Below are 15,879 nucleotides of genomic sequence, written 5' to 3'. Positions count from 1 at the left end.
ATGAAAATAGGATTTATCGGTCTTGGACTGATCGGAGGTTCCATCGCAAAAGCAATTCGCCTCTACTATCCCGACTCTGAGATCGTTGCTTTTGATAAAAACAGAGAGACTTTGGCCCTTGCAACCGCGGAGTCAGTCGTCGACACAGCCGTCACTGTCATCGACGACAACTTCCGGGACTGCAGCTACATTTTCCTCTGCACACCGGTCATTCACAATTCCGCATATCTAAGCCAGGTCAAGCCGTTTCTTTCTGAGAATACGGTGTTAACCGATGTGGGAAGTGTAAAGACTCCGATCCACGAGGACGCAGCAAAGCTTGGATTGGATACCTTCTTTATCGGAGGGCATCCAATGACAGGCTCTGAAAAATCCGGATACGCCAACTCCAAGGCGGTCCTGATCGAGAACGCCTACTATATCATAAGCCCGTCCTCGGATGCTCAGAAGAAAAAGGCTTCCGAATATGCCTCTTTTGTACAGTCTCTGAAAGCACTCCCTGTTGTTTTGGACTGCCGGACACACGATTACATTACCGGGACGATCAGCCATCTTCCCCACGTCATCGCATCCGGACTTGTCAACTTTGTGAAGGATCATGACACGAAGGATGAACTGATGAAACTGCTGGCCGCGGGAGGCTTTAAGGACATCACGCGTATCGCATCTTCCTCCCCTACCATGTGGGAACACATCCTTTTGTCCAACCGGGAGAATCTCTCTTCCATCCTGGAGAGCTATATCGAGACACTTAAAGAAGCGAAGAAAATGATCGACGAAGGAAACGCTCAGGAAATCTATCGCTTTTTTGATTCTTCCAGAAATTACAGAAATTCTGTGCCTGAAATCTCCGCAGGACCGATCAAAAAGATGTTCGCCGTATACTGTGATATCATCGACGAAGCAGGTGTCGTAGCTACGATTGCCACCATTCTTGCTTCCAACAATATCAGTATCAAGAATATCGGCATTGTCCACAACCGTGAATTCGAGGAAGGGGTTCTGCGCATCGAATTTTATGACGAGGCTGCTCAAAAGAACGCAGCACAGGTGTTGAGAAAGCACCGCTACACCGTCTATGAACGCGCATAAATCAAAATAAGGAAAAGGAAAAAGACTATGACACAGCTTACGAATTCTGCTCCTCTGCGGGGCGAAATCACGATACCAGGAGATAAATCCATCTCCCACAGAAGTGTGATGTTCGGTGCTCTTTCAAAAGGGACAACTGAAATCACAAACTTCCTCTACGGGGCAGACTGTCTCTCTACCATCGGCTGTTTCCGGCAGATGGGAATTGATATTGAACAAAAAGAAGAGGGGCGTCTCATCGTCCATGGAAAAGGGATGCGCGGACTGTCTGCCCCGGGATCCCATCTGGATGTAGGAAACAGCGGCACAACCACGCGGCTCATATCAGGTATTCTTTCCGCACAGCCGTTTACCTCCGTCTTATCCGGAGACGACTCTTTGAACTCTCGTCCTATGGGGCGTATCATTACCCCTCTTACCCGGATGGGTGCAAAGATTGAAAGTATCCGCGGAGACGGCTGCGCTCCTCTGCGCATCGATGGAACAAATTCCCTGCACGGGATTACCTATCATTCCCCTGTCGCTTCGGCCCAGGTCAAATCCTCCATCCTTCTTGCGGGACTTTACGCAGACGGCGTGACATCTGTCACAGAGCCTGTGCTTTCCAGAAATCACACGGAACTGATGCTCTGTAAATTTGGCGCTTCCGTTTCTACAGAAATATCAGCGGATGCTTCGGCCAGGATTTCCATCCTCCCGTGTCAGGAGCTCTATGGGCAGAAGATTCATGTACCAGGCGACATCTCGTCGGCCGCCTACTTTATCGCTGCTGCTCTTCTCGTCCCGGGATCTGAACTGCTTATCAAAAATGTCGGTACAAATCCAACCCGGGCTGGGATACTGAAAGTGTGTCAGGATATGGGTGCCGATATCACATATGTGAATGAGACTGCTGAGGGCGGGGAGCAGACCGCCGACCTCCTTGTCAGATCCAGTTCTCTCCATGGCACTGTCGTGGAAGGAAGACTGATCCCGACTCTCATCGATGAGATCCCGATGATTGCTGTTCTGGCAGCTTTCGCCGATGGAACTACCGTCATCCGGGATGCCGCGGAACTGAAAGTAAAAGAGACGGATCGGATTCGGACAGTCACAGAAAACCTTACCCGGATGGGCGGCGATGTTACCCCGACAGAGGATGGAATGATCATCCGCGGAGGAAAAGCGTTGCACGGTACAGTGATCAATCCATATCTCGATCACCGTATCGCCATGGCGTTTTCCGTGGCAGCCCTGGCCTCGGACGGTGTGACAGACATACTTGACAGTTCCTGTGTGGATGTATCCTATCCCGGATTTTTTGCATCTTTAAAAAGCCTTACTGTCTGATGAAAGGAGGCAGACCCATGACAAACGACGAACTTTTTGCTTCGATTTATACGCATGATACGATCTATCTTCCTCCAAGTGAAGAAAAGAGCGCCGCTCTAGAAGTGGCGCTTGGATGCAGCTACGGGAAATGCCGTTTCTGCGATTTCGCCAAAGATCAATTTCAGATTCTCCCAATGGAACAGATCCGCCGAAACATGTACATTCTCGGACAGTTTCGCCCAAATGACCATCGTCTGTTCCTCCTTGGAGAAAATGCTTTCGTGATGAGCTACGATCTTTTAAGCACTATTTTCGACATGACCGACACGTTCATGCCGAATATCCACGAGTTTGCCATGTATTCGAGAATCGACGACATTGCTCGAAAGACGGATGAGGAACTCGCCTCCCTTCGCCGGATGGGGCTTACCACTCTCCATATCGGATTGGAAAGCGGCAGCGACTCCATCCTTCTGGAACAGCGCAAGGGTGTGACCTCCATGGACATGATCATCCAACTGGACCGCTTGAAAAAAGCGGGCATCGAATATTACGTAACGATCATCCTGGGACTTGGCGGCCGAACATTCTCGAAACTCCATGCCCTTGAGACTGCTCGGCTCCTGAACCGTGTCAATCCTTCCGATATCTGGTGTCTGAAGCTCAAACTCTGGGAAGATACCCCACTTTACCAGGATGCGAAGAAAGGTCATTTTGAGATGATGAACGATGCTGAAATGCTCTGGGAAGAGCGCATTCTCCTTCAAAATCTTTATGTAAAAAACTGTATGTTCCATGATACGACAGTCCTTAACATGTACACGATACAGGGACATCTGCCGGAAGAAAAGGACGTGCTGCTGGATGCTATCGATATCCTTTTGTCCACCTGCCGGTATTAAAAATCTGAAAGGAAGAAAAAATAGAATGAACCGAAATGTAAACGCCTGTCTCATATGCGGAAAAGAATTAATCTACCAGGAGACAGCTAAAACTATGGAATGCTCCATTTGCCACCGTCTGTTTCCTTCAAACGCCTGCTGCGCGGACGGGCACTTTGTCTGCGATGAATGCCATGAAGCCCAGGGGCTTCAGACAATCCGCTCCGTCTGTCTGTCCGAGACTTCCAAAAATCCAATCTTTCTGGCACAGAAAATCATGGCCGATCCTTTCATCTATATGCACGGTCCAGAACACCATGTTCTTGTTGGCGCTGTCCTTCTGACCGCATACAAAAACGCCGGAGGAGATCTGGATCTTCCTAAGGCGCTTTCGATCATGGAAGAACGTGGAAAACAGGTGCCGGGAGGAGTGTGCGGCTTCTGGGGCTCATGTGGAGCCGGAATCAGCACTGGTATCTATTTCAGCATCCTCTCAGGATCCACTCCTTTAAGCGGCACTTCCTGGGGACTCTCCAACCAGATGTCTTCGCGTGCTTTGAAATCCATCGGAGAACACGGAGGTCCGAGATGCTGCAAGCGCGATTCTTTCCTTTCCATTTTGGAAGCTGCCAAATTTACAGAAGAAAAGACCGGCGTAAAAATGGAGATTCCAGAGCAAATCTCTTGCAGTTTTCACGAAGAAAACGGGCAATGCCTGAAAAAGCACTGCCCGTTCCATCCTTAAAACTTTTTCCATGTCTTTGGCATGAAAAGCACCAGAAGTGGAAACAGTTCCAGCCGTCCTGCCAGCATATCCAAAGAGAGGACAAACTGTGCACCGCTGCTGAAAACTCCAAAATTCCCCATAGGTCCTACGAGCTGAAGCCCTGGACCAATATTATTCAATGCAGACGCCACGCCTGTAAAGTTGGTTACCAAATCATGTCCGTCAAATCCCACAAGAAGTACGGACAAAGCAAAGATAATCACATACAGGATGAGAAATACGTTCGTCGCTCTGACTACTTCGTGCTGTACCAGGTGTCCGTCCATCTTAATTTTTTTAACACTGGAAGGATGGATGATCTGGTACAGTTCTTTTTTGATCGTCTTTAACAGGATTACTAAACGCGATACTTTGATTCCCCCTCCTGTACTGCCGGCACATGCGCCGATAAACATGAGCATGACAAGGATTGTCTGCGGCACTTCTGACCACAGATTAAAGTCCGTCGTAGCGTACCCCGTCGTTGTGATAATGGAACCGACCTGGAAAGCCGCATGGCGCAGCGCCTCTTCTGTCGTCTCGTAAAATGATCTGATATGTATAAAGATCGTTGCGATGGATGCGGCGATGATACCAAAATAATAACGGATCTCTTCGCATTTCAAAGCTTCCAGAGGCTTTTTCATCCAGATCAGAAAGTACACATTAAAATTGACGCCAAACAAGATCATAAAGATCGTTACCACATTCTGTAAATACGGCGAATAGCTTGCTAAACTGTCGTTCTTAACGCCAAATCCCCCTGTACCCGCAGTTCCGAAGGTAAGTGTCAACGCATCAAAAAGCGGCATTTTCCCGATCAAAAGGAAAATGATCTCCAAAATCGTCATGACAATATAAATCTTATAAAGAGCCGCCGCTGTTGTCCTGAGCCTTGGCGTCATCTTATTAACAGATGGCCCTGGACTTTCCGCTTTGAGAAGGTTGATATTTCTTCCGCCGCTCAGAGGCAGAACCGCCATGATAAATACAAGGACACCCATACCTCCGATCCAGTGGGTAAAGCTCCTCCAGAACAAAATACACCGCGGAAGACTTTCCACATCTGACAATACACTGGCTCCTGTCGTCGTAAATCCGGAAACCGTCTCAAAAAATGCGCTGACGGGATTTGTGATGGCGCCGCTCAGCATAAATGGGATCGCCCCTACAATACTCATCACAATCCAGCTCAGGGCTACAGACACAAATCCTTCCTTCATATAAAAGTCTTTATTCTTCGGTTTTCGTATCACAAGCGGTATCCCGAATGCCAACGCAATGGCGATCGCGGCCAGAAACGTCAAGCCAGCCTTTTCCTGGTAGATTACAGATACCAGCCCAGGCAGCAGCATAAATCCAGCCTCAAAATTTAAAATCCATCCCACAATGTAAAGCACCATAGAATAATTCATGATTTTTTCTCCTTTGCAAGCCTTTCTCTTATGCTCTTTCCAGAATATCTGTGATATCGTCCAGTCCCTTGTGAGTCGTTACAACGATCACGGAATCCCCTACGCGAAGATCGTCCTGTCCACGGGCAATCTTCAGTTGTCCATTCCGGCTGATGTAACATACAAGAAGGTTGTCCTTTAAGCGCAGCTCCGCGAGCGGATACCCGGTTACCTTTGATTCCTCCCGGATGACAAATTCCAGAGCTTCTGCTTTCCCGTCAAGAATCTTATACAATGTCTCCACATTGCTCCCCATGGAATTCTGCATTGCCCTCGTATATCTCGTAATATGATCGGCCGTCAGATTTTTGGGATAGATCACACTGTCGATATCCAGATCGTCGATGACTTCTTCAAAATGGATCCTGTTTACTTTTGCAATCTGCTTTGCATCTGAATACTTTCTTGCAAGCATGGCAAGCATAAGATTTTCTTCATCCATATTGGTAAGAGCCACGAATGCTTCCGTATGCTTGAGTCCTTCTTCCAGAAGAAGTTCCTTGTCCGTTCCGTCTCCCTGAAGTATCGTAGCTTCTGGAAGCAGCTCACTTAGCTCCTCGCATCTTTCTTTTCTCTGTTCGATGATACGCACTTCCACCCTCATCTCAAGGAGCTGTTTCGCAAGATAATATGCGATCGTTCCGCCGCCTACGATCAGCGTACTTTTAACCTGATGTGTCTTGATTCCGATTTTCTTAAAGAATCTGGCAGTTTCTTTCGGAACCGCCATCATGGATACCAGATCGTTGTCTTCCAAGGCAACGTCTCCGCCTGGAATGATAACCTGACCTTTTCTTTCAATCGCACAGATCATGACGTCGCATTTCATCTTCTGCGGGATATCCGAAATCTTCAATCCTCCCACATGAAGTTCCGGATGGATACGGAATTTGATCATCTCTACCCTTCCCCTTGCAAAAGTATCTACCTTCTTTGCATAAGGAAGTCGTAGAAGCTTGGATATCTCAAGCGCAGCGGTCAGCTCTGGATTGATCACTACAGAAAGCCCCATCTGTCTCTTGATAAAATTGACTTCTCTGCTGTACATAGGGTTTCGCACTCTTGCTACAGTCTGGCACTTTCCGGCCTTCTTTGCAATCAGGCAGCACAGAAGATTCAGCTCATCCGCACCTGTGACTGCGATCAGAAGATCTGCATCTTTCACGCCGGCTTCCATCTGCACCTGGTAACTGGCACCGTTTCCGACAACCCCAAGGATATCAAAGTCTTCCGCCGCTTCCTCTACTTTTTTCTGATTCAGGTCAATGATCGTAATATTATGGTTTTCAGAACTCAATTGCTCGGCAATCGTTGTGCCGACCTTTCCAGCTCCTACAATAATGATATTCATAGTTCCTCCAGTTTTGTTTATATTTTTTTAATAGTTTATTTATGAAATCGTAACTCATTATACTCCTTTTTTTTATAAAAGCAAGCGGTTTCCACAAGGAAAATATTTTTTCAGCAAAACAAAAGATGCCGGCAAAAACCGGCATCTTAGTTCCTTCTTTTTATTAGTTTTTCTTTCTGTGAGAAAGTACGTCAAATGTAACAGCTCCGAGAAGAACGATACCTTTTACTACCTTCTGGAAGTCTGTAGACATACCCATCAGGGACATACCGTTATTCAGAATACCCATAACAAACGCACCTACAACAGCTCCGATGATCGTACCTACACCACCGGCTGCAGCTGCACCACCGATGTAACAGGAACCGATGGCGTCAAGCTCGAAACCGTCTCCGGCTTTCGGTGTCGCGGAAGCGTTACGTGCGGATAACACGATACCTGCAACCGCTGCGAGCACGCCCATGTTTGTATATACCCAGAAGAATACTTTTCTTGTATTGATACCGGAAAGGCGTGCTGCCTTCGCGTTACCACCAAGTGCGTAGATCTGACGTCCTGCAACTGTTCTGCTTGTGATGAAGTGATAGATTCCTACGATCACTGCCATGATAACAAGCTGAACCGGAATTCCATGGTAGCTGCCAAGTTTGTAGAAGAAGAACCATACGATAAAGATGACGATCGCATCTTTTACAATGAGCTGCCATGTTTTGATATTTGCAAATCCGTATTTATTGTTTGTCTTGATCGTCTTTAATTCAGAGAAAATCAAAAGTACTGTAATAATCGCTGCAATCACAATACATACAAGATCCAGCGTACCGCTTCCGAAGTTGATCGTAACTGTCGGAAGGAACCCGTTTCCGATCTGTGCGTAAGAATCCGGAAGAGGGCCTTTTGTCTGAGCCTGAAGGAACGTATATGTAAGACCACGTCCCATAAGCATTGTTGCCAGAGTTACTACGAATGGCGGAATATCCAGGAAAGCGATAAAGAATCCTGCAAAGACACCTGCCACAAGCCCAACTGCCAGAGCTGCCAGGATCGCAACAACCGGGGAACTGCCGTAGTCAACCATCATGATACCAGCTGTAGCGCCTGCCAGGGCAAGCACGGATCCTACACCAAGGTCAACGTTACCTGTCAGTACGCAGAGGAGCATACCTGTTGCAAGAATGACAACGTAACCATTCTGCATGATCAGGTTGTTGATATTTGTCGGGCTGGCATTGGTGCCGCCTGAAAGTACATAAAACAATATAAAGATTACGATCAAAGCAATCAACATCATGTATTGCTTCAGATCGATATTCACGGTTTTCTTCTTATTCATCGTTATTCCCCTTTCCTGTTATTATCCTGCATGATACACTGCATGATTCTTTCCTGAGATAACTCGGCCTTACTCAACTCACCTGCGATCTTTCCTTCATTCAGCACATACACACGATCGCATGTACCGATGACTTCCGGCATTTCGGAGGAAATGACGATCACGGCCTTCCCCGCCTTTGCAAGTTCATTGATAACACAGTAAATTTCGTATTTTGCACCTACGTCGATACCACGTGTAGGTTCATCCAGAATCAGAACATCCGGAAGCGTCATCATCCATTTTGCAAGGACGACTTTCTGCTGGTTTCCACCGGATAAAGAGCCTACCGGCTGATTGATCGAATTCGTCTTTACATTGATTCTCTTTCTGTACTCTTCCGCTGCCACGATCTCCTCATTTTTATCTACAACTCCATGCTTGGAATAATGATCACGAAGAGCTGCCATCGTCATGTTATGTTTGATATCATCGATCAGCACAAGACCGTATGTCTTTCGGTCTTCAGACGTATAGGCAATCTTATGCTTGATCGCTTCCCTTACTGTCTTTGTGCTGACTTCTTTTCCGTGCATCAAAACTTTTCCGCTGATCTTCTGTCCGTAAGAATGTCCGAACACGCTCATGGCAAATTCCGTTCTTCCTGCTCCCATAAGTCCTGCAAGGCCTACAACTTCTCCCGCTCTTACTTTGAGATTGATATTTTTGAGCATCTGGCGGCTGGCATCTTCCGGATTGTATACATTCCAGTCCTTGACTTCGAAGATGACATCGCCGATCTTGCAGTCTGTTCTCTCCGGATAACGGTTGGTAAGCTCACGTCCTACCATTCCTTTGATGATACGGTCTTCAGAAAATTCATCCTTACCTTTTACAAGTGTCTCGATTGTATGGCCGTCGCGGATGATCGTAATGGCATCCGCCACATAACTGATCTCATTGAGCTTGTGGGAAATAATGATACAAGTTACACCTTGTTTTTTCAGATTCAGCATGATCTCCAGAAGCTGCGCACTTTCCTCGTCATTCAGGGCCGCTGTCGGCTCATCCAGAATGAGAAGGTCTACCTGTTTTGCAAGAGCTTTGGCAATCTCTACAAGCTGCTGTTTTCCTACTCCGAGGGAATTGATCGGAGCATCCACATCCTCATCTTCCAGTCCAACCTTTTCCAGCATTTTTCTGGCATCCAGCCTTGTTTTCTTCCAGTCGATGACACCTTTTACCGTTGTCTGTTCATTGCTCATGAACACGTTCTCCGCAATGGACAGATATGGGCTTAACGCTAATTCCTGATGAATAATAACGATACCCTTATGTTCACTGTCTTTGATTTTGTGGAACTGGCACTTCTCGCCCTTGTAGATGATGTCCCCTTCGTATGTACCATACGGATACACTCCGGAGAGCACGTTCATCAGTGTGGATTTTCCTGCTCCATTTTCGCCGCAAAGCGCGTGGATCTCTCCCCGCTTTACTTTGAGATTGACATCGTCAAGCGCTTTTACTCCGGAAAACTTTTTTGTAATGTGATTCATTTCCAGAATAACATCTGACATCCGCCCTCACTCCTTTCCTGTTTTTCATCTTCATTCAAAAGGCGGCGATCAATACGCCGCCTTTGTAAGCTTACTTATGCACTATATTATATTACATAATTATTTTTCGTTGATCTGTTCTTCTGTGTAGTATCCGCCGTCGATCAGAAGTTCTTTGTAGTTGTCTTTGTCAACAGGCTGTGGTTCACACATATAAGTCGGAACAACCAGTTTTCCGTTATCATACTGTTCTGTATCATTGATTTCAGGTTCTTTGTCCTGAAGCACTGCGTCTACCATTGTTCCAGCTTTTTCAGCCAGGAGACGTGTATCTTTGTAGATAGACATTGTCTGTGTACCTGCTACGATGTTCTTAACAGCCATCAATTCCGCATCCTGTCCTGTTACAAGCGGCCAGTCTTCTGCTGTGTAACCTGCTGATGTAAGAGCAGCTTTGATACCGTAGGAGAATCCGTCGAATGCGGAACATGCGATATCAAGTTTTTCGTCTGCGTACTGAGCAGACAGGTAGTTTTCACACCACTGCTGAGCTGTCTCCTGAGACCATCTGAGGATACATGTATCATCGAAGGAAGTTCTTCCTGTCTTACATACAAGTGTTCCGTCATCCAGATACGGCTGCAGTACTTCCATGATACCATTGTATAAGAACTTCGCATTGTTATCATCCGGAGATCCCATGAAGAATTCGATCGTGTAGGATTCGCCTGCTGCTTTTGCTGCATCCAGATCTTTCTTTTCTTTAATATATTCGCCGATCTTTACACCGACACCTTTGTTATCGAATGTTGCATAGTAGCTGATCGCATCTGTATTCATAATCAGACGGTCATAAGAAATAATCGGGATATCATTTGCTTTTGCCTGTCCGCATACACTTGCAAGAGAATCGCCGTCAACGGCTGCGATCACGAGCGCGTCTACCTGCTGTGTGATCATGTTCTCAATCTGAGATACCTGAGCCTGCGGATCGTCTTCAGCGTACTGAAGTGTTACTTCATATCCTTTTGATTCCAGGAGCTTTTTCATGTTGTTTCCGTCATTGATCCAGCGCTCGGATGACTGAGTAGGCATTGCGATACCAACTTTCATTCCGTTTGATTCCGCCTGTTCGCCTGTCTCTACAGTTCCAGAAGTAGCTTCTTTGCCACTGTCTTTCTTTTCGCCGCAGGCTGCCATGGAAAATACCATCGCTGCTGTCATCACAAGTGCAAGCATTTTCTTTTTCATAATGTAACGTCCTCCTTGTCCATTCTCACATTCTCGTTCCAGGATATGTACGATCTGCCGGCGTTGACCTACATTCCGAAAGAAGAAACCGTTTTTTATTCACTTTGCATATTTTTTCGTGTTTCTTCTTTTATTTTATATACAAATATTACACGCTTTTTATTATATTGTCAATTCTTTTTTATTTATAGTGCCAGTGTTGCACACAATTTGTTATCTTTTTTTTGTGAAGTTGTATATATCTATCCTTTTTACAATCTATACATGTCCGTCTTTTTGCACAATTGTTATACTACTATTTTTTACATTCCTACTTTTTTGTTAAATTAGTGACAAAAATATGCACAAAAACCACTTTCCATTTTCAGTAATTTTGTCATCATCCTCTTATATTTACACAAAAAGAGAAAGAACCGTTATGAAAACGGCTCTTTCTCTTTATCATGGCTACCTATAATTATTTGTTTAATCCCATTTCTTCTCTGACTTCGATAAAACATTTTACGATAAAATCGATGTCTTCTTTTGTGTGGCTTGCACAAACCTGTGTACGGATTCTTGCTTTTCCCTTCGGTACAACCGGATAGGAGAATGCAACGACATAAACGCCTTTTTCCATCATACGTTTTGCAAATTCTGCCGCTGTTTTTTCATCATAGATCATTACCGGTACACATGGATGAGTTCCTGGAATCACATCAAATCCATTGTCGTCCAGTTTCTTACGATAGTATGCTGTCACTTCTTCCAGATGATCTCTCAGTTCTGTGCTTTCACTGAGCATATCGAACAGTTCGATACTTGCACCTGCGATAGCCGGAGCAAGGGAATTGGAGAACAGGTATGGACGGCTCTGCTGACGAAGCAGATCGATAATTTCCTGACGTCCGGATGTATATCCGCCGGAAGCTCCGCCCAGCGCTTTTCCAAGCGTTCCTGTGATGATGTCCACGCGTCCTTCTACTCCGCAGTATTCTGCTGTACCGCGTCCTTTCTTTCCGACAAATCCAACTGCATGGCTGTCATCTACCATGACAAGTGCGTTGTATTTGTCTGCAAGATCACAGATTCCCTTCAGATTTGCGATGATACCGTCCATAGAGAACACACCGTCTGTTGCGATGAGTTTGATTCTTGCCCCAGCTTCATCTGCCTCTTTCAGTTTTGCTTCCAGATCTTCCATATTATTATTTTTATAGCGATACCGTTTTGCTTTGCACAGACGGACACCATCGATAATGGATGCATGGTTCAGCTCATCACTGATTACAGCATCTTCTGCTTTTAAGATCGTTTCAAACAATCCGCCGTTTGCATCAAAGCAGGAAGAATAGAGAATTGTATCGTCTGTTCCAAGGAAATCAGAGATCTTTTTCTCCAGCTGTTTGTGGATATCCTGTGTTCCGCAGATGAAACGTACGGAAGCAACACCGAATCCTCTGTCATCGTAAGTACGTTTTGCAGCGTCGATCAGTCTCTGGTTGTCGCCAAGTCCAAGATAGTTATTTGCACACATGTTGAGATATTCTCTTCCGTCTTCCAGTTTTACCTTTGCTCCCTGTGGGGAAAAGATAGGCGCTTCTCCTTTAAAAAGGCCTGCTTCTTTGATTTCTTCTACTGTTTTTGCATAAATGCTTAAGATATCATTTTTACGTGCCATGGCAATCATTCTTCCTTTCTTCTAATCATTGATATGAGACCAGTCAAGTACGACTTTTCCTGAATTTCCGGAGATCATCGCGTCGAATCCCTTCTGATAATCTTTGATATCAAAACGGTGTGTGATGATCGGGGAGATGTCAAGCCCTGCCTGTACCATTGTGGACATCTTGTACCATGTATCCCATACTTTTCTTCCGTAAATACCACGGATATTCAGTCCGTTGAAGATCACTGTTTCAAGATCTACTTTTGTCTCTGTCCCCTGAAGACCTAAAAGAGCAATCTTTCCGCCGTGTTTCATATTATGGATCATGTCGGAAAGTCCTGCCGGGCTTCCGGACATTTCAAGACCTACGTCAAATCCCTCTGTCATACCAATTTCTTTCATGACGTCTGTCAGTTTTTCTTCTTTTAAGTTCACTGTTCTTGTTGCCCCAAGTTTTGTTGCAAGATCCAGACGGTACTGGTTCAGATCTGTAACAACAACGTGTCTTGCTCCTGAAAATTTTGCAATAGCTGCTGCCATGATACCGATCGGACCTGCGCCAGTGATCAGTACATCTTCTCCGAGCATATCATAAGAAAGAGCTGTGTGTGTTGCATTTCCAAATGGATCAAAGATTGCGTACATTTCTTCCGGGATATTCGGGTTGCACGGCCATACATTGGATGCCGGAATTACAAGATATTCCGCAAATGCTCCGTTTCTGTTGACGCCGACTCCCTTGGCATCTTTACAGTTTTCTTTGTGTCCTTCCAGACAGTTTCTGCACTTTCCGCATGTAATATGTCCTTCGCCAGATACGAGATCTCCAATCTTGAATCCCTGTACACCCGGACCTACTTCTACAACTTCTCCGACATATTCATGTCCCGCTGTAAGTCCTACTGGAATTGTGTGCTGTGCCCATTCATTCCACTGATAAATATGTACGTCTGTACCGCAGATAGCTGTTTTATGGATTTTGATTTTTACATCATTTGGTCCGACTTCCGGGATCGGTACCCTCTTCATCCAAAGTCCTGCTTCCGGTTTCTCTTTTACTAATGCCCACATCATATTGTCGCCCATTTGTATTCCTCCGTTCTTTTCTGCAAACTGCATAATTTCTACCTTCATAATACACGTTCTTTTATGAAATTTCAAGTGTTTTTTCCGCGACAGGCGAACATTTCTTTCATCTTTGTTTTTTTCTCGCATACATGCACAGTTGTCTTTGTACGACAGTCAAATTTTGTTTTTTATATTTTAGGTCTTTTCTTTTCTTCCTGATTTTGCTATAATATACAAACGAGCTGCAGTGCCAGAGCGGTTTATTGGAACGGTCTCGAAAACCGTTAGCCCTTTACGGGGCACGAGGGTTCGAAACCCTCCTGCAGCGTTTTGGTTGAAAAAAAGTGGTGTATTCATTCGAATACAGCCACTTTATTTTTTTCTTTCCGTTCACATTCGTGTTGGAGCGCCCGTCTGTCTAAAATCAGGATCTTGCGGTATCCATTTTTTATCATGCCTTTTTCCATAAAAGAGGCCAACACTTTGGACACGGTAACTCTGCTGAGTCCCAAAAGTCCAGCGATTTCTTCATGGGTATATGGAATCCCGTCCTCTGTAATATCTTTATCCGGATTTGAACAGGCCGTTTCTTCCAGAAGGAAATTTGCGATCCTCTGGTAGCGGTTATAATTGGTAAGACGGTATACCTTATTCGCCAGATAATCGCATGTCTGGCTCAAATGCTGAAACATAAGCATCATCAATTCTTCGGATTCTTTCAGTATCGGGATCAGATTTTCAATGCTGCATGAGACAAGCGTTACGGTATTGACCGCTTCCACCGTTGTAGGTCGTCTGTATTCCCCGAGAAAAGAAGACTCTCCGAAAATCCTTCCTTTCTCCACAATTTCCAGTGTCGTCTCCTTTCCGGTCACAGTTGTATTGAATACACGCACACGACCGCTCAAGATCAGATACAATGCATCCGCAGAGTCATTCTGCAAATAAATGATCTGTCTTTTCCGGTACACTTTTACTGTGCCTGCCTTTTTAAAATAAGAAAAATATTTTTCCGGAATCTTTACCATTTTTCTCTCCTATGCTTTAATCTTCCCATTAATTGTAGCATATATTACAGTGTGGCGCACGCTTATTTTTTTATAATAGATGCGGAGGTAATAGAGTATGAAGAAAAAACTTGCATCTTATATATGGATTATTCTCGGCGGCGCCATGACTGCTGCCGCTTTCGGGCTGTTTGTACTGCCCCAGGAATTTGTTGCCGGTGGGGTAACCGGGCTTTCCGTGATCTTAAATTCCGTGATTCGCCTTCCCCTGTCCTGGATCGTCCTTTCCATCAATATCCTTCTTTTTGCTGTTGGATGGATCTTTGCAGGAAAGGAATTCATTTTCAAGACACTGATCATGACCTTTCTTTTTCCAGTGCTTCTGGAGTTCTTCTCCCAGATCCATCTTTTTCAGGAACTTGCAAAGGATCCTTTCCTCAGCAGTCTGATCGCCGGATGCCTTCTTGGCATAGGAAGCGGGATGATTCTCCGTGCCAACGGTTCCAGCGGCGGGTTTGACATTCTCGGCGTTGTCCTGAACAAAAAATTTGGTGTCCCGATTTCTGTTGTCATGTATGTTTGTGACTGTACAGTCATTCTCTTTCAGGCAGTCTCCAAACCGATCCTTCAGACTGTATACGGAATCGTAGTGATCCTCTGCTGCAGCATCATGATCAACAAAGTCATCACATTTGGAAAATCCGAAGTACAGCTTCTGATCTTTTCCCCTCAATATGAAAAGATACGCACAGAGCTTCTTCAGACATATGATACCGGCGTGACTTTCCTGAATGCAGAGACTGGATATATGCACAAGAATACAAAAGTTGTCCTCACTGTCCTTCCTTACCGGAAGATCAGTGAAGTAAAAAAAATGATCTACTCCATCGATCCGACCGCTTTTACTGTCATCGACAACATCCAATATGTGGGCGGACGGGGATACACGATCGAACGTTAAAAAAGATTGCGCGTTTCGGCCCACTCCTAAGACCAGCCAGTACGCGCAATCTTTTTTACATATTTTCTTAATATTTTCTTTTGTTTTTTTATAATCCTTTTATTCTGTAGACATATTCCTTTCACATTTATCCATTATATTAGATAGTGTAATAGTTCTAACACTATTAAAACCAAAAAGTAAACCTTCCAACCCTCAAAAAGGGCCGGCTGCATTTACCT

The 15,879-nt window shown here is 45.1% G+C and carries 13 protein-coding genes and 1 tRNA gene; 6 read left to right on the top strand and 8 right to left on the bottom strand.

The features are described from left to right. Genes ACLROL_RS00390 through ACLROL_RS00375 form a run of 4 tightly spaced genes read left to right on the top strand, consistent with a single transcriptional unit; the run spans position 1 to position 4,029 of the window. Entirely contained in the window at positions 1 to 1,092 is a 1,092-nt protein-coding gene (locus ACLROL_RS00390; protein ID WP_087198883.1) for a prephenate dehydrogenase, read from the top strand. A gap of 27 nt (positions 1,093 to 1,119) precedes the next feature. After that, complete coding sequence (gene aroA / locus ACLROL_RS00385) at positions 1,120 to 2,421, top strand: 3-phosphoshikimate 1-carboxyvinyltransferase (RefSeq protein WP_221919493.1); 1,302 nt, start codon at positions 1,120 to 1,122, stop codon at positions 2,419 to 2,421. 17 nt (positions 2,422 to 2,438) lie between these two features. Further along, a complete protein-coding gene (locus ACLROL_RS00380; protein WP_087210937.1) occupies positions 2,439 to 3,305 on the top strand; it encodes a radical SAM protein in 867 nt (288 codons plus the stop codon). A gap of 25 nt (positions 3,306 to 3,330) precedes the next feature. Beyond that, complete coding sequence (locus ACLROL_RS00375; protein WP_413067126.1) at positions 3,331 to 4,029, top strand: DUF5714 domain-containing protein; 699 nt, start codon at positions 3,331 to 3,333, stop codon at positions 4,027 to 4,029. Here the strand turns inward: ACLROL_RS00375 and ACLROL_RS00370 are convergent. From ACLROL_RS00370 to tdh, 7 genes are all read right to left on the bottom strand, one after another. Continuing rightward, the gene (locus ACLROL_RS00370; RefSeq protein ID WP_413067125.1) at positions 4,026 to 5,465 is read right to left on the bottom strand and encodes a TrkH family potassium uptake protein; all 1,440 of its coding nucleotides are present in this window, start codon (positions 5,463 to 5,465) and stop codon (positions 4,026 to 4,028) included. The genes ACLROL_RS00375 and ACLROL_RS00370 overlap by 4 nt on opposite strands. Before the next feature lie 28 nt (positions 5,466 to 5,493). Beyond that, a complete protein-coding gene (gene trkA, locus ACLROL_RS00365) occupies positions 5,494 to 6,855 on the bottom strand; it encodes a Trk system potassium transporter TrkA (RefSeq protein WP_287448502.1) in 1,362 nt (453 codons plus the stop codon). Between the two features lie 163 nt (positions 6,856 to 7,018). Beyond that, the gene (gene mmsB / locus ACLROL_RS00360; RefSeq protein ID WP_087198877.1) at positions 7,019 to 8,188 is read right to left on the bottom strand and encodes a multiple monosaccharide ABC transporter permease; all 1,170 of its coding nucleotides are present in this window, start codon (positions 8,186 to 8,188) and stop codon (positions 7,019 to 7,021) included. A gap of 2 nt (positions 8,189 to 8,190) precedes the next feature. Next, on the bottom strand, positions 8,191 to 9,744 hold the full coding sequence (gene mmsA, locus ACLROL_RS00355) for a multiple monosaccharide ABC transporter ATP-binding protein (RefSeq protein ID WP_087198876.1): 1,554 nt from the start codon (positions 9,742 to 9,744) through the stop codon (positions 8,191 to 8,193). Positions 9,745 to 9,843: 99 nt separating this feature from the next. Continuing rightward, on the bottom strand, positions 9,844 to 10,974 hold the full coding sequence (gene chvE, locus ACLROL_RS00350; protein ID WP_413067124.1) for a multiple monosaccharide ABC transporter substrate-binding protein: 1,131 nt from the start codon (positions 10,972 to 10,974) through the stop codon (positions 9,844 to 9,846). A gap of 457 nt (positions 10,975 to 11,431) precedes the next feature. Continuing rightward, on the bottom strand, positions 11,432 to 12,634 hold the full coding sequence (locus ACLROL_RS00345) for a glycine C-acetyltransferase (RefSeq protein ID WP_413067123.1): 1,203 nt from the start codon (positions 12,632 to 12,634) through the stop codon (positions 11,432 to 11,434). Between the two features lie 21 nt (positions 12,635 to 12,655). After that, the gene (gene tdh, locus ACLROL_RS00340; RefSeq protein WP_087199225.1) at positions 12,656 to 13,708 is read right to left on the bottom strand and encodes an L-threonine 3-dehydrogenase; all 1,053 of its coding nucleotides are present in this window, start codon (positions 13,706 to 13,708) and stop codon (positions 12,656 to 12,658) included. Between the two features lie 223 nt (positions 13,709 to 13,931). On the opposite strand from tdh, the gene ACLROL_RS00335 reads away from it, so the two are divergent. After that, positions 13,932 to 14,018: transfer RNA gene (locus ACLROL_RS00335), tRNA-Ser, on the top strand. Between the two features lie 25 nt (positions 14,019 to 14,043). Here the strand turns inward: ACLROL_RS00335 and ACLROL_RS00330 are convergent. After that, positions 14,044 to 14,718, bottom strand: a complete 675-nt coding sequence (locus ACLROL_RS00330) for a Crp/Fnr family transcriptional regulator (RefSeq protein WP_413067122.1) — start codon at positions 14,716 to 14,718, stop codon at positions 14,044 to 14,046. Positions 14,719 to 14,815: 97 nt separating this feature from the next. Between ACLROL_RS00330 and ACLROL_RS00325 the strand changes: the two genes are divergently transcribed. Beyond that, complete coding sequence (locus ACLROL_RS00325; protein ID WP_087198872.1) at positions 14,816 to 15,658, top strand: YitT family protein; 843 nt, start codon at positions 14,816 to 14,818, stop codon at positions 15,656 to 15,658. Positions 15,659 to 15,879: the final 221 nt, after the last annotated feature.

Source organism: Sellimonas sp., assembly GCF_047234585.1.
In the GTDB taxonomy this organism is placed as follows: domain Bacteria; phylum Bacillota; class Clostridia; order Lachnospirales; family Lachnospiraceae; genus Sellimonas; species Sellimonas caecigallum.
Note: the sequence above shows the minus strand (reverse complement) of the source record. Positions and strands in the feature narration are given on the sequence as shown.